Origin of the sequence: Nocardia takedensis NBRC 100417 (assembly GCF_000308695.1) — a bacterium.
Taxonomy (GTDB): Bacteria; Actinomycetota; Actinomycetes; order Mycobacteriales; family Mycobacteriaceae; genus Nocardia; species Nocardia takedensis.
This window is the reverse complement of the sequence record NZ_BAGG01000266.1, coordinates 93,823-111,955: the sequence shown is the minus strand read 5'-3', so window position 1 is coordinate 111,955 and position 18,133 is coordinate 93,823. Positions and strand designations below refer to the sequence as shown.

The following is an 18,133-nucleotide window of genomic DNA, read 5'->3' as shown; positions in this document are numbered from 1 at the left end:
CCCGTACCGGCAGATCAGCAGGTCATCGGTGGTTGCAGGCCGGACACGGGTCTGAGACTATGTATGTACATTTCTCTCAACGACTCACGGAGTAGCGCATGACTCGTCCCCTCCGCACCGTGCCGCCGCGCGATCCGGACGACGCCGCCGACCTCGAGCGGCGACGCAAGTACCTGGCCGGTCCGGCCGCCCTGCTCGGCGGGCCCGCCAACGTGGTCATGCAGCTGAGCCACGCGCCGGTCGGACGCGGCGTGATCGAGAGCAGCGTGGACAGCGGACGCTACGACCTGCGTCCGAACAAGCGCGGCCGCACCACCCTGACCTACCTCGCGGTCGCCATGATCGGCACCGACGAGGACCGCGCGGCTTTCCGCGAGGCCGTCAACACCGCGCACCGGCAGGTCCGCACCAAGCCGGACAGCCCGATCAAGTACAACGCCTTCGACCCCAAGCTCCAGCTCTGGGTCGCGGCCTGCCTCTACCAGGGCAGCGTCGACTCGCTGACGTTGCTGTTCGGCCCCATGGACGAAGCGACCACCGAGGACCACTACCGGGAAGCCGCCCGCTTCGGCACCACCTTGCAGGTGCCGCAGGAGATGTGGCCCGCCGACCGCGCCGCCTTCGAGGCGTACTGGGCGGAGATGGAGAAGGAACTCTCCCTCGACGACGAGGTCAAGAAGTACCTGATCGAGCAGGTCATCGAGCTCGGACCGTACCCGCGCTTCGCGCAGATCGCCTTCGCGCCCGTGAACCGCTTCTTCAGCACCGGATTCCTGCCGCAGGCGTTCCGCGATCAGCTCGGCCTGCGCTGGAGTCCGCGGCGGCAGCGGCTGTTCGAGCGGATCATGCGCACCATCGGCCTGATCATCTCCAAGATGCCGGAATCGGTGCGGCTGTACCCCTTCGAGACCTACCTCGCGGACATGCGCGAGCGACGAGCACAGGGCAAATCGCTCATCTGACGCTATCGACGCGCGCCCGCACGCCACCCGCCGTGCGGGCGCGTCGCCGTTTCGAAGTCCGCATCCCTCGACAGCACAACGAGTACACAGTGGCCCACATCACCTTTCCGAACATCATCGCAGACCGAAAAACCGCACGTCGGTGCGTAATTAACGCCACGTCCGCGTGGCCGTCACGGCAACAGACCGCTCGGTAGCGTCGATCCCATGCAGTTGTCCAGGTTCACCGACATCGGTCTGCGGACCATCATGCGTCTGGCGGTGAACCGCGAAACCGACCCACGGGTGACCACCCGTCTGATCGCGCACCAGGTCGGCGTCTCCGAACAGCACGTCGCCCGCGCGGTGTCGAAACTGGTCGACCTCGGCCTGGTCGAAGCCCAGCGCGGCCGCACCGGCGGACTGTTCATCACCCCCGCGGGCCGTGCGGTCTCGGTGGGCGCGCTCATCCGCGAACTCGAAGGCGGACGCGCGGTGGTCGAATGCGCGGGCGAACCCGCGTGCCCGCTCATCGGCGGTTGCCGACTGCGCCGGGTGCTCGCCGACGCCGAGGAAGCCTTCTATCGCGAACTCGACCGCTACACCCTCGCGGAGTTGGTCACCGGACCGACCTCGGGACTGCTGCGTCTGCTCGCCGTGTCACCGGCGAGCGAAACCCTGGATGAAAGGACCGTGCGATGACCACAGCGACCCGTGGCGGCACCGAACTCGAGCCCGAACACGCCGAGATCGTCCGCGCCACCCTGCCGTTGATCGGCGCGCGCATCGACGAGATCACCACCGTCTTCTACCGCACGCTCTTCGCCGACCACCCGGCGCTGATCCGCGACCTGTTCAACCGCGGCAATCAGGCCGAGGGCACCCAACCGCGCGCCCTGGCCGCCTCCATCGCCTTCTTCGCCACCCACCTGGTCGACCCCGACCTGCCGCACCCCGCCGGGATGTTGGCCCGCATCGGCCACAAGCACGCCTCCCTCGGCATCGCCCCCGAGCAGTACGGCCTCGTGCACGACGAACTGTTCGCCGCCATCGTCGAAGTCCTCGGCGCCGACACCGTCACCCCGCCGGTGGCCGCCGCCTGGGACCGCGTCTACTGGCTGATGGCCGACACCCTCATCGACCTCGAGCGACGCCTCTACCGCGACTCGGGCACCACCCCGGACACCGTGTTCCGCCCCGCGACCGTCACCGCGCGCGCCGAGGACACCCCCGAGGTGACCGTCTTCACCGTGACCGCCGACCCCCTCCCCGATTTCCTTGCGGGCCAGTATGTCTCGGTGCGTGTCACCCTTCCCGACGGCGCCCGCCAGATCCGCCAGTACAGCCTGCTCGGCGCGCCCGGCAGCGGTGTGCTGGAGTTCGCCGTCAAACGCGTCGACGACCGCGACGCCGCGCCCGCGGGCGAAGTGTCGACCTTCCTGCACACCGGCGTAGCCGTCGGCGACACCCTGGAGATCAGCCACCCCTTCGGCGACATCACCCTGGACACCACCGCCGACACCCCGCTCGTCCTGCTCTCCGCGGGCATCGGCGCGACCCCGATGATCGGCATCCTCGAACACCTCGCCGCGACCGCCCCGCACCGACCGGTCACCATCGCCCACGCCGACCGCTCGCCCATCACCCACCCCCTGCGCGCACGCCATCTCGACCTGAGCCGCCGACTCACCGCGGCGACCCTCGAACTCTGGTACGACGAACCCACCCCGGGAACCCACGCGGGCCCCCTCGACCTGTCCGCGCTGACCCTACCCGCGGACTCCGACATCTACGTCTGCGGTCCGCTCCCGTTCCTCGACGCGGTGCGCGCGACCCTGCGCGACAGGGGAATTCCGGCTGCGCGCGTCCATATCGAGCAGTTCACCCCGACGGACTGGCGCGAGGGCTGAGCCGGCCGCACCACTCACCAGCCGAGCTCCGCGACGACCTCCCGCAGGCTCGTCCCGAGCGCGGCGGCGACCGCCCGCGCCTCGGCCACGTCCAACCGTCGCTCGCCGGTCTCGTACTTGCTGACGAACGACTGCGGCTTGCCCAGGCGCGCGGCCAACTCGCTCTGCGTGAGTCCGCTGTCCACCCGCAGCCTGCGCATCACCGCGCAGAACCGCAGATGCTCCTGCGAATACAGCGATTTCACGAGCCCCGCGTCCGCGCACCGATCCGTCGTCGCCCGGTTCACGGCAAGACGATGACCGGCTTCACGACCGCACCGGACGCGGCGTCGGCCATCGCGTCGTCGACCCGTTCCAGCGGATACTCCCGCACGAGCCGCCGCATCGGCAGCTTCCCCTCCCGCTGCCACCGCACCAGTCGAGGCAGGAACACCTGCGGATCGACATCCCCCTCGATGCACCCCCGCAACGTCTTCCCGCGACCGATCAGCGCCGAAACCTCCACCGGCACCGGCGATTCCCCCAACCCGACCAACGTCAGCACCCCGCGCGGGGCCAACGCCTCGATCGCCGTCTTCATCACCCCGGCCAGTCCGGTCGTGTCCAGCGCGTGCGTCGCCCCGCCCTTCCCCAACGCCGAGATCCGCCCCGCCACATCCGGATCGTTCCCGTCGACCACCACATCGGCCCCCAACTCCCGCGCCAACAGCAACCGCTCCGGCGACACATCCACCGCGACAACGGTTCCCACCCCGATCGCCCGCGCCGCCAGCAGTGCCGACATCCCCACCCCGCCGGCCCCGAAGATCGCCAACACCGACGCCGAATCGGGCCGCAACACCTCCGTGACCGCCCCCGCCCCGGTCTGCACCGCACACCCGAACGCCGCCGCCCGCACCAGATCGACATCCTCGTCCACCACCACGACATTGCGCGCGGTCGCGAGCACATGCGAGGCGAAACTCGACTGCCCGAAGAACGCACCCGTCACCGGTTCGTCCCCCGCCCGCAACGGCGAGTCCGCCCCGAACCGCCCGGCATTCAACATCGCCCAGTCCGCGCAGTACCCCGGCACCCCGGCCGAACACTCCGCGCACACCCCACAACTCTGATAGGTCATCAGCACCCGATCCCCCACCGAGATCCCCGACACGTCCTGCCCGACCCGCTCGACCACCCCGGCCCCCTCGTGCCCCAACACGATCGGCAACCCCGCCGGAAAACTCTTGCGCGTAGTCCAATCGGTATGGCACACCCCCGAGGCCACCACCCGCACCACCACCTCGTCGCCCCGAGGCTCCCGCATCTCCAACGTCTCGACCGCCATGGGCTCCCCCACCCCACGCGAAACCGCAGCGGTAACCCGCACCAGTCCTCCTACCGCCACGCCGAGCCATCTCGAACGAGCCAATCCCGGACACTTGTCCGAACAGTCGACCAGAAGACTATCCCACCCCCGCCCCTCCGACCACCCCCACCACCCCGGAACAGGCCGATTGGCATTCCTGGCCACCCTGTGTCTAAGATTCCAAATCGCCGGAGACACCACGAAGTCCCCTGCGACACACGAGAACAACACACCTTGTCCGGGTGGCGGAATGGCAGACGCGCTAGCTTGAGGTGCTAGTGCCCTTTATCGGGCGTGGGGGTTCAAGTCCCCCTCCGGACACAAAACCACCGCACGTATGCTCTCGAACCCGTGTCCGGGCATGTTCTGGACACGCATCGTCTCCCCGACTCCTCCTACTCGCGTCCTCGCGTCGACGGGGGTGACTCCGGTGGACGATGACCTGCTCCCTCCGCTGATCCCGTCCTCACGCGATCTCGATCCCCGCCGCGGTCCGGCGGGCGCATCCGGTGTCCCTCGGCTGCCTTTGGCGAATGTCGAGCAACTGCCGGAGCGGACGGTGATCTACGCGATTCGTCCGGTCCACGAGAACGGTTACGCCAGCATCTCGATCATCAGCGCCGACATGGGGTGGCGTGATGGAGAGTCGCTGTCGTGGTTGGTCGTGGGCGGGCTTATCGTTGTCAGCCGCAACGAGATCGGTCCCGGCCGCACCGCCACCAACCTCGGTCGGCTGACGGTGCCCGTCGCCGCGCGCCGCGCCGTCGGCGTGGAAGTCGGCGACCAACTGTTCATCGCCGCCGACCCCGCCAGCGGTCTGCTGATCATCTACCCGCCCCGACTGCTCGATGCGCTCCTGGCGCGCCCCTTCGGCCTGTGGCCGGTCCGATGAGGGCGGGAACCGAGGGCGACGTCGCGGCGGTCCGGATGATGATGGACCGCCTCGAGGTCAGCGTCGAAGATCTCGCCGCGGAACGCGAGACCGTCGCGAGCGCTGTCACCTTCGGCGACTACATCCCGCGGGTGTTGGAGTCGATCCCCGGCGGTCGCACCCGCGAGCACCTGCACACCTACTGGCGGAAGATCCTCGCCCAACCGGGGTGGTCGGACAAGCGTCTCGACGAACCGACCACTCAGGATCTGGCCGATCTGTGCGAAGCCATCAGGCGCGCCCGGCTTATACGCCGCAACGACCGTGGCGGCCACGACGTGGTCCGCCACGTCGTGGAAGCGCTGCGCAGGCTCTACCGCCACGCCGAGGACAACAAGGTCCTCGATCCGCGTGACAACCCGACCACTCGACTGCGACGTCCTCGCCAGCGCCGCGGCCAGCGGCGCGCCCTCCAAGAGCCCCGCCTGGCCGAACTGATTCGCGTCGCCGCGAGCACCGGGCGCGATCCGGAGTTGGACAACCTGCTGCTGCGGCTGCACATCGAGACCGCCTGCCGTCGCGGCGGCGCCCTGGCACTGCGCCCGATGGACCTCGACCCGGGCCAATCACTGGTGCTCTTCCGCGAGAAGGGCGACACCTACTTCTGGCATCCTGTCTCCCCGACCCTGATGAAAGCGTTACTGGGACACGCACGCCGACGCGGCGCGCCCCACGACGGCCAGTTGCTGCGCAACCGACGCGGCCGACCGATCACCCGCCGGCACTACGACGGCCTATTCGTGCGGGTGGGCAGACACCTGCCCTGGGTCCGCCAACACGGAATCTCGATTCACTGGCTGCGCCACACCACCACGACCTGGGTCGAACGACACTTCGGCACCGCCGTCGCCGCCGCCTACGCCCGACACAGCGTGACCGGCAATGGCGTCACCGCTCTGTACACCGTCGCCACGATCGAGGAAGTCGCCGTCGCCCTGTCCTACATGACCGGTGAACCCCATCCGCTAGCGGGCGACCCTCCCAGGCCCGACGAGCCCCTCGTCCCCACAGATCTGGATGATGTCCGATGACCACACCTCCCGGCGACGAACGCGACGACGCCCGTCGACGCCCGTCGACGATCGACCCCACGGTCCTGGCCCGGCAGGCGCGACTAGCCCAAGCCGTCGTCCCGTTGCAGAGCGCTCCCGAACTGTACGAAGCCATGACCTCAGCCGAGATCGAGGCCGAACAGCAGTTGGCCCGATGGGAGCGAGCCCAGCGACGACGTCAACGCAAGCGTGCGGTTCGCGGCGAACTCACCGAAGCACGGCGCGGACAGCGCGCGGCGGCCAGTCTGCGACGCCGAGACGCGCGCCAGTCGCGGTGGCTGGCGAACGCGCGCGCCGACCGTGCCCGCGCGACCAATCCCGATGCACTGGTCGGAGCGTTGCACCATCGGGCCAAGCGCTCATCGTTGCTGTTGCGGTGCGTCATGGGAGTCGGGTTGCTGTGGTCGGCGGTCAACGTCGGCCGCAACCTCACACCCGCCGGCATCGATCAGGGACCGACCTGGTGGATGCTGTGGGCGCTCTCGTTCGGGATCGAGGCCATGATCTCGGTGCCCATCCTCGAGATCATGGCCCAGGCCGCCACCGCGGCCCGACTCGGGCAGCGCGTCGACCGCCGCAAGATCCTGTTCTTCGAGGCCGCGCTGCTGACCGGCACCGTCGCGTTGAACTGCGGGCCACACCTGGTCGGCGGCGACTACGGTCGCGCGGCGGAGTATTCGGTCGCCCCGGTCATGGTGGTCGTGCTGATGTGGCTGCACGCGTGGCTCACCAGCCGCTACGCCGAACTCATCGACCAGGTCGGCGGCGACCGAGCAGATCTCACCGACATCGAGACAACCTCGGCCGAGACACCATTGCTGGAAGAGCGCTCGTGGCGCGCGGCTGTAGCCGCCGGCGGTGGTGGCGTCGAGGATCCACCGTCGGGGGCGGTCGAGCGCGGGGCGGCAGGTGAGGGCTCCGAGGAATTCGACGATGTGATTCCGGATGAGATGTTGCGGCGCATCGTGCGCCAGATGCTCGCGGCCGGGCGCAGCGAGAAGACCGAGGGCGAGATCGTCGAGATCCTCACCTTCGCTTCGACAGGGATGAACGTCAACGCCATCACCACCGCGATGACCGCCGGGACCGGGGTCACGTGGTCGCGCTCGACCGTCGATCGGATCGTCGGCCGCGCGGTGGAGTTCGGATTCCCCAAAACGCCGACACGATTGGAGGTGGTGACCGACCAGACGACCGCCTAGAAAATCCCCGAGACCGGTGACGGTCGGTGCGGGTGCGATCCGGCCGTAAGGGATCGCACCCGCCTCGGGTACCGAGATTTGGTCCGACAGAACCAAGAACCAATATTCCGAAACCTCAGTTGCAGCTGAGATTTCACATCAGACAACACGAAGGCTGTCCATGACTGGCACCTCCGAGGGTAACCCATGTCCGAAACCCGGATCAACCGGCATCGAGAGTAGAAATGGGCGCTGCGAGCGACCGACACCGGAGGCCGGCGGGTCCGTGCGGGACACCGTCGATCCGCACACCGAGACCGCGCGCCGGGTGTTCGCGACACTGGCTCCCCTGCTCGCCGCGCGACGCTCGATGCGGCTGTGGGATCCCGATGCCACGCCCGCGCGCTACGCCGACCGCGGGCGGTGTCTGACCCGCAAGCTGCCCGACCAGCCGGCGGCCGTGCCGATCTATCAACACCGCCGAACCAGGCTGCTGGTCCTGGACTTCGACGCCAAAAACGGCCACACCAGCGCCGCCGTCGACCGCGACGTCGCCAACTGCCTCCGCCTGCTCCGCGCGTGCGGAGCCGCCGCGATCACCGACCGCTCCACCAGCGGCGGCCGCCACATCCTCGTCCCGCTCGCCGACGGGGCGCCCCTGACCCGAGCGGAGATCGAACCCGTCCTGCGGGCCCTGGCCGCCAGACTGCCCACCCTCGACATCACCGCGATGCTCAACGACCGCACCGGCGCCATCACCCCACCCGGATCCCGCTGCCGCGACGGTGGATTCCGCGTCCTCGACGACGGCACCCTCGACGACGCCGTCCGAGCCCTCACCACCCGCTCCCGCCCCGCCTTCTGGGCCGAACTCAGCCACGCTCTCGGCCTCCACACCGGCACCGGTTGGCGGGCCGCGCGCGAGGTCGGCGCACCGCGCGCGGTCGCGCGCACCCCGCGCACACTGTCGCCCACCAGCGCGGACACCCATTTCTTCGATGCCCGGATCTGGGAGGGATCCGAAGACCACGCGCGATTGCGCGCGCGGTTTCGCCGCGTCTCGCCGATTCCCTCGGCGGTGCTCGACTTCGCGCGCGAGGGTCGCGCACCGTCGGCACGGTGGCGCGCGCACAACGGTCGCCTGGACCGATCCGCGGCCCGCCAATCCGTGCTCACCGCCGTCGCGCACCGCGGCTACAGCTACACCGACCTACTCGCCCAGTTACCCGACCACGGCGGCACCTGGACCGGCCTGGCCACCGCCTACGACCGCTACGGAACCCGCCGCCAAACAGCGATGCGACGCGATTGGAACAGCGCCTGCCGGTGGATATCCCGCAACGCCCGAGAATTCCTACCGTCCGCGCACAAGTACAAAGAGCACACAGGGGGGTGGGCACCCACCAACCACGCCCGCCAACGCCGCTGGCTCGCAGCGGCCACCACCTGGGCAGACGCCCACTGGCCCAACTCGCCCAAACGCTGGACCGCCCACGCCGTCCTCCAGGCCCTCGCCTACGCCAGCACCCGCAAACCCGACATCCACCGCGGCACACCCATCATCGAATTCGGCGGCCGCTCACTGTCCCTCGTGGCCGGCTCCATGCCCGAAACCACCCTCTGGCAGGCCCTGCGCGAGATCCGCGACCTCCCCGGCGCCCCGATCCAACGCATACGCGCGGCCACCGGCCCGTTCGCAGACCGCTACGCCCTCACACTCCCCCGCCTCGCCGACCGGCCGATCACCATCGACCACACTCGGATCGCGCGCACCCGCATCGAGCCCGTCCACCCGGCGTGGCGGATCGTCGGCCTGTCCCGTCGACGCCTCTACGAGAACATCGTCGACACCTCGACCACCACCGCGGGCGAGGCGATAGCGACCACGGCACTCGGACGCACCGCCGGCTACAACGCACTCGCCGCCCTGACCACCATCGGACTGCTCCGCCACACACGCACCACCGTGTGCACGGGCAGCCGGACCCTGGACGACATCGCGCGCGCCCACGGACTACCGGCCCTCCGACAAGACACGATCGCACGCCACCGCCGCGAACGAGCAGCATGGATGAGCTGGCTCACCGTGCGCACACCACCCGACCTGCGCGCACCAGTCCCGACCAGCCGTCGCCAACGACGCGCGAACTCGCCGCGCCGACCGACCGACGCCCCGCATCCTGGATTCAGCGGCCCACCCGGTCAGCGCAGAACCTCTCCCGTCTTCGGAAAGACACCCAGCCGTGCAGGATCACGCGCATCGATCGTGGTCGTGCAAACAAATCCGACGAACAGGGCCCGCCGAGAACCCGCGGTGAACAGCGAGACGCAAGCGTCGGAACGCCAACCACACACCCAGGCGAATCTGTCCACTGTGTCGGCAGCCGACGACGGCGCGGCCGTGGTCGGTACCCCCGAGACAGCCAACGAACATCGGCGCCGAATCCACTCGCTCGACGTCAGAGGGGGATGACAGCCGTCGCGACGCTCGAGACGCACCCGCGGCCGAACCCACCTACATCACCCCGATCGAGCATCATCTCACCGACAAGGCTCGAATCCGATTTCCCCGACGCCACACCAACTCCGAACCGCCCACCGCTCCCGGACGGCCAGCCATTCAGTACCTCGACCGCGAAAGTCGGCCCATGAATCCACCGGACCTCTCGCTTCTACTCACCGAATTTCCATGCCGAAGCTGCCGCGCTCCTCTGCGCCTGGACCCGCACACCGGAACCACCTACTGCACCACCGATACCTGCTCGCCCGACCCGGGGCACAGCATCGACATACTCGTCGACGAAACCGGCACCGACCGCAACCCAGCCGGATGGCCACGCCCCGTCCACGCCCGCCAACCCATTCCCTGGATCACCGTCGTCACCGAACACGGACCCCACTACCGACTCATACACGAACAACGACTCCTCGAGTGCCAGCGCGACATGCTCTGCCAGCTCTGCGGAACACCCACCACCTCTGAGGACTCCGTGGCCATCATCGACCACCACGGCTGGGCACTGACCTCAGCCCCACTACACCGCACACCGTGCGCGCCCACCGCGTTCCGTCACTGCCCGGCGCTGGACGCCACCAACGACCACATCATCGACCTCGACTCCATCCAACTCCCCGACGGCACCGACCCCTGGACACCCGACAACGGATTCACCCAACAGTGGCAGTTCCCCGACCACGCGCGTGAAGCCCCGACGCTGACGTAGTTCAGGATCACAGTTCGTAGAACGCACTCGGCGCCGATCGCCGCGAGTTCGTGCACGGCCGGATCCAACGCCCGTTGCACCACTGGGCGCCGGCTCGACGCTCACCGCGCTCGCCGAAGCCCTAGTAGCCGCGATCGCCGTTCTCGCGCCCCTGCTCACTACGCGGCCGCCCCATCGAGCAGAACCCGAGCACCATACGGGTGTCGAAGACCGCGGCGGCACTCTGCGGTCACCGAATCCCTGCGGACTGTCGCACCTGCCGACGAACAGCAGCAACCTCGTCGACGCCAACCGGATATCGCGAGACCTGCCGCGCCACAGAGACATTGGACATGCAGTTCGATGTCGACAGCGCTACGCATCGAGTTGCGCTCGCCACTCTCGCACAGTCGACCGTCCCCTGCCGGTTACACAGTGCGGACAGGTCGCTGCCGACCGCCCAGCCGTGCGGGCCGCGGTCACCCACCTATCACGCCGTCGGGTTCTTCTCCTCGGCGGCGGGGAAGTGGCGCCGGAGCCCCGACACCGTCACCGTCGGCCTGGGGTGACGGTTGGTTTCGGCGAGTGCCCGGATGAAGTCGTTGACCAGCGTGCGTTGCGGACGGCTCAGCCGCGCAGACTCCGGTGGCGGGTCGTAGGTTTCGTCCAACTCCATCGACAGCCCGCACCAGTAGGCGACATCGCGGACATCTAGCCGAAGTGTCTGGGCGACGGCGCGCAGAGTGCCCAGGGCCGGGAGATGTTCAGGGTCGTCGATCATCCGACTGACTGTCGTAGGGTGCAGGCTGGCGCGGTCGGCGAGCTCGCTGCGGCTATCGATGTTCATCGGACTCATCACCGAGGCCCAAGGCTCCGGAATCGGGCGTTTGCGTGGCACTATCCCACGATAGGGGGCACCGAACGCCACTTTCAGCCACCGCCCGCGGGATCTCACAACGAGCCGACCATCGCCGGGGACTACCCGCGAGCCGGACTCGAACACGGGGTCTGAGCACGCCAAACTCCTTCTGAGGAAACGATCTTCTCGCACCGGCTCGCCTACGTCGGCCGTTGACCGGCGACCGCGCCCCGCAAGCGCGCGCACAACGCACCGGCCCATGAGCTGGCTGAGCGATGATCTACTCCGCGACGTCGCGCGCCGGACTCGGACCATTCGCGAAGGGGAGTCTTGGACGCTTCGAGCGGGCTCATCGACCCCGGTGAGCGCCGTTAACCCACAGTCTCCCCGGGGCGCTGTTCGACCCGCTTGTATTTGCGGAGCAGGCCGGGATAGGAGAGCGAACGCTCACACCCGGACCCACGCGTCCCCCGAACCCGAAACATCCGATCGCCGAGCCACTTCGGTGACTCACTGACGACGAGCACGCCCCTCGCGCCGTCCTTGGACACCCACTGGAACCCGGCGATCTCAACCGAGTCAACCCCGTCCGGACCGTCATGCTCTGTCAGGTTCATTTCGCTTCATCCACGATTTCCAGATAGGTGTCGACCGCGGCATGCAGAGCACGCGCGGCGTCGGACTCTGTGCGCACCGCCCGTATGGCGGCGACGCGGGGATCGTCCAAGGATGCAAGGTAGGTGTCCTGGCTCCAGCTGTCGACGCGCCGCGACAACCACCTCACCTCGCCGCGCTGCGTGGTGTTGCCGATGTTGAACCGCTGTCTACGACCGTCGACCGTCACCACGACATCGCGCCTACCGATCCGGTCCACCGTCGCGGCGTGGACGGTTTCGCTGCGATGCCCGCCGGTGATGTAGGCGACCGTCGCGCCGACGGTCAACCACTCCAGCCCAGGGAGATCGGCCACTCGGCGCCTTCTTCAGTCGGGGGTCGGTGAGCTGCGAACGCAGCCCGGACGGGTGGCGTGGTGCGCTTCCCACGCAGGCTGACAGCCGGGGGCGGAACGGGCGTGTCCTGAGAATGCCATTCTCAGTATCTCGGTTGTCGATCGATTTCGACGAGCACCCGGACGGGGGCGTCGATCACCCGGGCGCGAGTGGTCGGATGTTGAGTAAGCGGGCGCGTGCGCACCGATGGAGAAAGCGATGCTTTCGTCGAGGTGTTCACACTCCGCTCTCGAAGGTCGCATGCAGCGGTCGACGGCGGCCATTTCACGAGAGCGAGTACTGCACGGATGTGGCCGGGGTGTGGCGCAACTAGATGACGGCCGCCAGTCGCCTACGGGGCGGTCGCGCCGGAACTACACCGAACTCGATAAGGCTGGCTGCCGTGTCCATGACGGTCTCTCGGGCAGGTCGCAGCGTCAGGCCCAAATCCTGCTCGACGCGCAGGCTAGTGATCCGGGTGGTCTGTCCAAGAGTCGGAACGGCCAGCGCCAGACCGTCGTCGAAGCGAGCGGCTAGTCTGACTGTCCAGTCCGGCAGCGTCCTTCGCGGCATGCGATAGCCCTGCGCGCCGAACTCGTCGGCCAGGATCTCGGCGATCTCGCTCATCCACAGGTGCGGGCCGGCGAACACATAGCGATTGCCTGCGGCAGCAGGGGTTTCCATCGCTAGCCGGTGTCCTATCGCGAGATCGCGGACGTCGACCGGTGCCCAGCCGATACGAAGGAGGCCAGGCACTGCTCCGGTCAGGAGCCGACGGATCACCATCTGCGAAGTGACCTCGGCCGGCCGCTGCAAGGGGCCCAACACATTGCCGGGCAGTATCGTCGCGAGTTCGAGCCCGCGGTCAGGCGGTAAGGCGCGCACGAACTTCCACGCTTCGAGTTCGGCCAAGGTCTTGCCCCGCGCGTACGGCTCCCCGGCATCCGTCTCAGACCAATCCTGCTCGGTCAACACCCCGTCAGGCCGCGCTGGACACGCGTCGATCGCCAACGTCGAGGAGGTGAGGACGACCCTGCGGACAGTCGAGGCGCGAGCAGCCGCCTGCAATACCCGGCGTGTGCCGTCCACGGCGACGCGGACCAGCCCGGTCGGATCATGGCTGATGGGCAGTGGGGATGCGATATGCAACACGAACTCGCAGTCTGCGGCTGCGTCGTCCCAGCCAGCGTCGCTTCCCAGGTCGGCGTGTACCAATTCCAGTTTCGCTCGTGCGTCCGCCGCCATGGCGTGTAGGTGGCGGTGGGCGCCGATGTCATCGAGGTCGCGCACTGTCGCCCGAACCTCGTAGCCCTGGCCGAACAGGTCACCGATAACGTGACCCGCCACAAACCCTGTCGCCCCCGTCACCAAGACTCGTCTATTCACTTCACTCCCTCACGTCCACGACGCCGTGCCCCGGCGTGCGTCTCACTCGACGTATGCATCAACTAAACCCTGACGGCACGCTCTACGCGAATCAGAAAGCCGCACAATTTGTACGGGTCCAGCCACGAGGATTTGTGGTATAGGGCGCCGAGAAGCCGCTGGTCGGCCACTTCCGGTCACATATCGCCCAACTTGACAGGGCACGAAGGGCCGGTAGGTTGTTGCGCATGTCTACATCGGGGGCACAGAGATTAGTTCGCATCGGCGAAGTCATCCGCATGCATCGCGAGAATGCAGGTTACACACAGCAGGAACTCGCCGATCTGGCGCATACCTCTTTATCGACTGTCCAATTGATCGAGCGGCAGGTCCGACAAGGAACTCCGCAGGTTCTCCGTCAGATATTCGATGCATTGGACATATTTCCACTGGCTCAAGACTACCTGATGTCGCTTAGCGACCAACCCTTCGAGGTACAGGCAAGAATTCTTGCCGACGAAACTTTCGAGGTGGAAAAACAAGATCTGGCCATGTTGGACAGCCTGCGCCACCCCGCGTGCATCCATCGCCCAGCGACGTTCAATGTCGTAGCCGCGAATCAACAGTTCTACGACCTCTTTCCCGGAATAGAAGAGGTCGGTAATGTGTTGTATTACCAGCTACTGGATCCGCGGGCGAAGTACGTTGTGGTGGACTGGGAGACACAGGCGCAGTTGTTCTCCAGCGCTTTCCACTGCCTCGCCCCTGCTCTGATGACTCGAGAAAAGTTCGATGAAATGCTATCGAAGCTCAGCACTTCGCTGGAATTCACAACGATGTACAAACGTCGGATACCCCCCAGCAAACTACTGGAGCACACCACAACCGTGACCACTCGGGACCGATATACCAACGAAGAACAAACCTGGTACAGGAACATTACTACCATGCTGTTCCCGCACCAGCGTTCGACATGGTATATGACCTTCCATCCGGTTGACTAACCGATGCGGCGATACACATGCCAGCCACGCCTTTGCAGCCAAGATTGCGGCAACCCTTGTCGATCAGTGTTCCAGCTCACAAGCGAGCGCCCATGCGCTAATTTCGCTGAGAGAGCGTGGATTTCCGACTCGTGCACGGAGCCGAGATCAAGGCTGGCCCTGGCACGATGCATCGGCGCAATGCTCGATTATGACTACGGGATGCGGCAGGCCCCCCGACATCGAATCCCTGACCGAGCCCGCGGAGGTCTCGGGCCCGGTAACGCCGTATCTACTGCGTACCGTGTTGAGGTCGAGCTTCCAGGCTCGCCATGCCTGGGTTTGTTCTGACATTGCCCCCCGCCGCCGCTGAGTACGCGGTCAGCGATTCGCTGAGTCTGTTCAGGGCTCGGATCAGGCGCTGGGACGCGCGGGTTTGGCCGGACTGCGCCAGCTCGGCGGTCGCCGCGTACGCCTCGCTCAGCGCGTTCATCCAGTAGGCCAGTTGTTTGTCGAGTTCCAGTTGTTCGGTCGGTGTGGGTTCGCCGCCGTGCAAGATCGTTCGCGCGCTGCCCGCGCTCCAACCGAGGTACTGTTCGAGTTGGCTCAACGTCCCGCTCGACACAGGGCGGTCGCCTCGTTCGATGTCGCCGAGCACTCGGTAGCTGAGCCCGCTCAACTCGGCAAACGCGTTACGGGTCAACATACCCAATGCATGCCTGCGGGCAACTACCCGCTCTCCCAGGCGCTCCCAGTCCTCGGTCGATCCCACGCCGCCGCTACGCCCCGCCACGATCACTCCCCCGGCGGCTGCCCGTTACTCCGTCTCCCTCGTGTCGATGTCGCTTTCGATGTGACCGCTCGGACCGGGAAGGCTCGCCCGACGGATCGGACCTGGTACTCATCGGGCCTGCGCACACGGATTGCGAGCCTGGAGAATTCGTTGTACGGGATGGGTCATGGCCGTTCGGGCACGTCGAGCACAGGGCTGTCGCCCGTACCGGTCTGGCCCGGAGCGTGGCCTCTCGTTCGGCTGTAGTCGCGGAGATCGTGGTCGAACGCCTCGAACAAGACGGCCAGATCCGCGCTGACGTTTCCGGTCTCGGCGCATTCGATCAGGTCGGCCGCGAGTTTCGCGCGGTAGCTCGCACTGTCCGGTTCGAGGTCGGCGTGGGCGGCGAGACGGTCGGTCAGGCGCGGGAGCGCGATGCTGTCACCGTCGGCCCGGCCGGTGGGCGGTGAGGGGAGGTGGGCGTCGGTGACTCCGGGGCCGTGCTCGGTGTACACCGACAGTGTCGTGGTGACGCAGTGATCGCACCAGTCGATGGTGAGGGGGTGGAGCCAGTCTGGGATGTCGTTGTCGAGGATCTCGGCGGTGGCGCGCCCGTAGCAGCGATCGCACCCCGCGCAGTGCAGATGGTCGTCGATGTGGCGTGCGCGCACCAGGGTGCGGTGGCTGCCGTCCGCGGCGTCGACGGCGACCCAGAACAGCCGTGTCTGCGGATCCTCGGGGTCGGGGCCCGCGTCGTGGTCGCGGGCGAGGCGGATCACCGTGGCGGTGGGTCGGATGATCATGCGGGCGTGGCCGTCCTGGCAGCGGTGGATCTCCACTGTGACGTACCAGGGGATGGCCGGGTCGTGGACGCGGTAGACCATCGTCGTACGCAGCTCGGTGCGATCGATGACGGGCGCGCACTGTCGGCAGGTGATGTCGTCGCTCCAGCGGTACAGATCGGACGCGACCCCGATCACCTCGGCAACTGGGTGCCCCCACCACGCCAAACGGAACCCTCGGCGTGGTCCGTCGGTGAGGGTGGCGGTCAGCGTCGAAGGCTCGCCACGACCCAGCCGCGCCGCCGCCGCGACGTGCGCGCCACCGCGGTCGGCAGAGGCCGGTGCCATGTCGGGGAAGCGTCGCGCGAAGGTGGGGATCACCTCACGGGCGTAACGTCGTGCCAGCGACTTCCCCATGCGACGGAACGGATCCCAGTCCCCGGGGGCTTGGGGATGCTGGTCCGGATCGGTGGCCCCGGGCTTCACGCTGTACGCGGGGGCATCGGCGTCGCGGTCCGGCCAGAGCAGGATGAGTTCGCCGGCGGCGAGCGCGGCGTCGCCGAGAGTCACCGCTTCGGTGGTGACTCTCGCGAGCAGTTGAATCGGCAGGGGTCGTCGACGCAGTGCGTCCTCGATCAGCTCCGACCAGGAAAGGTCGCCGTACAGCGCTGCCCTGCGCCGGCCGGGGCGGGTCAACAGATCGTCGAGCGCGGCGGTGATGATGTGGGTAGTCATTGGCGCGGTCGCAACGATGACCGCGACGAGAGCGGCAGTCACGGCATGCTCGGTGAGTTCCCCGGCGTAGTGGGTAGCCAGCAGGGCGGTGGTGAGGTCGCCGTCGGTCGGGTCAGCGCGTTTGTCGGCGACCAGCGCCCGCACGGCTTCGACCAGCCGATCGAGCCTGGGTGTGTCGTCGGCGATGGTCTGGGTGCAGCCGCCGGCGGGGTTCAGCAGCGCGCCTACGCACTCCCCCAGCACCTCAGCGTGCTCGCCGGTGGCCCCCAGTAGCAGGCGGACCGCCTGAATCGCGCTTGTGACAGCGAATTGCTCGCGCAGGTCGACGATTTCGGCCGATGAGAGCAGGGCGAGTCGGTCGCACACACGATGAAGCGCCACCTCACGGTGGCCTGCCATCCCCTCGAAAAGGCCCACGTCGAGCGCGCGCTCGACAACGCCGGCCAGGCGGCGGCGCTCGGCTGCGCCGTCGGCGCTCACCTCGCGTCCGGCCGGCAGGCCGGACGCAGATGGCAGGTGCGATCGCAGGTGTTTCGAGAACGGTCCGCCGGCGAGCACCTGCCCGATGAGCGTCGGATCGGTCAGCACCCACGCCGCGACGTCCCCGGGCAGCTTGATCCGCACCATCGCGGCGCCTTCATGCGGCGAGACGGCTTCTGTGGGGAGTCGGACTGCGGGCTGCGGGGCAAGTTTCGGCGTTGAGGGTTCGTTCATCGGTGCTCCCGGGTACGTGGTGAGTCGAGACCCGCGACGCGGTAGCAGTCGCGGTCGAAAGTGTCTGTGCCGGTACGGATGTGTCCGCCCCACCGATACGGCGGGCGTGTTCTGCGTGTGAGTGCCGGCGGTAGGCGGGCCTGCTCGTTGGGAGCCGTGTCGGTGGCGGTGCTCACAGCGGTTCGACTCGCGTGGATCGCAGCCCCTTGGAGCCCGAGTGGACGTGAAACCGGACGCGTTGCGCCGCGCTGAGCGCCCGGTACCCGTCCGAGACGATCTCCGCGTGGTGGACGAAGACGTCGTCGCCGGTGCGGTCGCGGCGAATGAATCCGTAGCCCTTGTCGGCGTCGAACCACCTCACGGTGCCC

At 67.6% G+C, this 18,133-nt stretch carries 17 protein-coding genes and 1 tRNA gene; 10 read left to right on the top strand and 8 right to left on the bottom strand.

Features of this window, described 5'->3' with window-relative positions:
* Positions 1 to 98: 98 nt before the first annotated feature.
* The 3 genes from ON30_RS35300 (at position 99) to ON30_RS35290 (ending at position 2,851) form a co-directional block, all read left to right on the top strand.
* Positions 99 to 962, top strand: coding sequence for an oxygenase MpaB family protein (locus ON30_RS35300; RefSeq protein WP_040714819.1), 864 nt, complete (start codon positions 99 to 101; stop codon positions 960 to 962).
* 207 nt (positions 963 to 1,169) lie between these two features.
* The gene (locus tag ON30_RS35295; protein ID WP_040714817.1) at positions 1,170 to 1,643 is read left to right on the top strand and encodes an RrF2 family transcriptional regulator; all 474 of its coding nucleotides are present in this window, start codon (positions 1,170 to 1,172) and stop codon (positions 1,641 to 1,643) included.
* A complete protein-coding gene (locus tag ON30_RS35290) occupies positions 1,640 to 2,851 on the top strand; it encodes a globin domain-containing protein (RefSeq protein ID WP_040714815.1) in 1,212 nt (403 codons plus the stop codon). The genes ON30_RS35295 and ON30_RS35290 overlap by 4 nt, the downstream gene beginning before the upstream one ends.
* A 14-nt stretch (positions 2,852 to 2,865) precedes the next feature.
* Here ON30_RS35290 and ON30_RS35285 read toward each other — a convergent pair whose 3' ends face one another.
* On the bottom strand, positions 2,866 to 3,138 hold the full coding sequence (locus tag ON30_RS35285; protein WP_157184085.1) for a helix-turn-helix domain-containing protein: 273 nt from the start codon (positions 3,136 to 3,138) through the stop codon (positions 2,866 to 2,868).
* Positions 3,135 to 4,220, bottom strand: coding sequence for an NAD(P)-dependent alcohol dehydrogenase (locus ON30_RS35280; protein WP_040714811.1), 1,086 nt, complete (start codon positions 4,218 to 4,220; stop codon positions 3,135 to 3,137). The genes ON30_RS35285 and ON30_RS35280 overlap by 4 nt, the downstream gene beginning before the upstream one ends.
* A 215-nt stretch (positions 4,221 to 4,435) precedes the next feature.
* Here ON30_RS35280 and ON30_RS35275 point away from each other — a divergent pair.
* From ON30_RS35275 to ON30_RS39965, 6 genes are all read left to right on the top strand, one after another.
* Positions 4,436 to 4,520 (top strand) — tRNA-Leu (locus tag ON30_RS35275).
* 109 nt (positions 4,521 to 4,629) lie between these two features.
* On the top strand, positions 4,630 to 5,091 hold the full coding sequence (locus tag ON30_RS35270) for an AbrB/MazE/SpoVT family DNA-binding domain-containing protein (RefSeq protein WP_040714808.1): 462 nt from the start codon (positions 4,630 to 4,632) through the stop codon (positions 5,089 to 5,091).
* Positions 5,088 to 6,161: a tyrosine-type recombinase/integrase gene (locus ON30_RS35265; RefSeq protein ID WP_051030473.1), complete on the top strand. Its 1,074-nt coding sequence runs from the start codon at positions 5,088 to 5,090 to the stop codon at positions 6,159 to 6,161. The genes ON30_RS35270 and ON30_RS35265 overlap by 4 nt, the downstream gene beginning before the upstream one ends.
* The gene (locus tag ON30_RS35260) at positions 6,158 to 7,384 is read left to right on the top strand and encodes a hypothetical protein (RefSeq protein ID WP_040714806.1); all 1,227 of its coding nucleotides are present in this window, start codon (positions 6,158 to 6,160) and stop codon (positions 7,382 to 7,384) included. The genes ON30_RS35265 and ON30_RS35260 overlap by 4 nt, the downstream gene beginning before the upstream one ends.
* 265 nt (positions 7,385 to 7,649) lie before the next feature.
* The gene (locus tag ON30_RS35255) at positions 7,650 to 9,836 is read left to right on the top strand and encodes a hypothetical protein (RefSeq protein ID WP_051030454.1); all 2,187 of its coding nucleotides are present in this window, start codon (positions 7,650 to 7,652) and stop codon (positions 9,834 to 9,836) included.
* A 517-nt stretch (positions 9,837 to 10,353) separates the two neighbouring features.
* Positions 10,354 to 10,587 carry a hypothetical protein gene (locus tag ON30_RS39965; RefSeq protein ID WP_157184084.1) on the top strand — a complete coding sequence of 78 codons (234 nt, stop codon included), beginning with the start codon at positions 10,354 to 10,356 and terminating at the stop codon, positions 10,585 to 10,587.
* A gap of 469 nt (positions 10,588 to 11,056) precedes the next feature.
* On the opposite strand, the gene ON30_RS35245 is transcribed toward ON30_RS39965, so the two are convergent.
* The 3 genes from ON30_RS35245 to ON30_RS35230 all read right to left on the bottom strand — a co-directional run bounded on the left by ON30_RS35245 (position 11,057) and on the right by ON30_RS35230 (position 13,782).
* A complete protein-coding gene (locus ON30_RS35245; RefSeq protein ID WP_157184083.1) occupies positions 11,057 to 11,347 on the bottom strand; it encodes a hypothetical protein in 291 nt (96 codons plus the stop codon).
* A gap of 691 nt (positions 11,348 to 12,038) precedes the next feature.
* Positions 12,039 to 12,368, bottom strand: coding sequence for a hypothetical protein (locus tag ON30_RS35235; RefSeq protein WP_157184082.1), 330 nt, complete (start codon positions 12,366 to 12,368; stop codon positions 12,039 to 12,041).
* A 376-nt stretch (positions 12,369 to 12,744) separates the two neighbouring features.
* Positions 12,745 to 13,782 (bottom strand): NAD-dependent epimerase/dehydratase family protein, encoded by a 1,038-nt coding sequence (locus ON30_RS35230; protein ID WP_245554347.1) that lies wholly within the window; start codon positions 13,780 to 13,782, stop codon positions 12,745 to 12,747.
* 245 nt (positions 13,783 to 14,027) lie between these two features.
* On the opposite strand from ON30_RS35230, the gene ON30_RS35225 reads away from it, so the two are divergent.
* Entirely contained in the window at positions 14,028 to 14,783 is a 756-nt protein-coding gene (locus ON30_RS35225; RefSeq protein WP_083911916.1) for a helix-turn-helix domain-containing protein, read from the top strand.
* A gap of 271 nt (positions 14,784 to 15,054) precedes the next feature.
* On the opposite strand, the gene ON30_RS35220 is transcribed toward ON30_RS35225, so the two are convergent.
* From ON30_RS35220 to ON30_RS35210, 3 genes are all read right to left on the bottom strand, one after another.
* Complete coding sequence (locus ON30_RS35220; protein WP_157184081.1) at positions 15,055 to 15,555, bottom strand: helix-turn-helix domain-containing protein; 501 nt, start codon at positions 15,553 to 15,555, stop codon at positions 15,055 to 15,057.
* Between the two features lie 164 nt (positions 15,556 to 15,719).
* Positions 15,720 to 17,678: a cytochrome P450 family protein gene (locus ON30_RS35215; protein ID WP_040714790.1), complete on the bottom strand. Its 1,959-nt coding sequence runs from the start codon at positions 17,676 to 17,678 to the stop codon at positions 15,720 to 15,722.
* Between the two features lie 259 nt (positions 17,679 to 17,937).
* Positions 17,938 to 18,126: a cold-shock protein gene (locus ON30_RS35210; protein ID WP_040714947.1), complete on the bottom strand. Its 189-nt coding sequence runs from the start codon at positions 18,124 to 18,126 to the stop codon at positions 17,938 to 17,940.
* Positions 18,127 to 18,133: the final 7 nt, after the last annotated feature.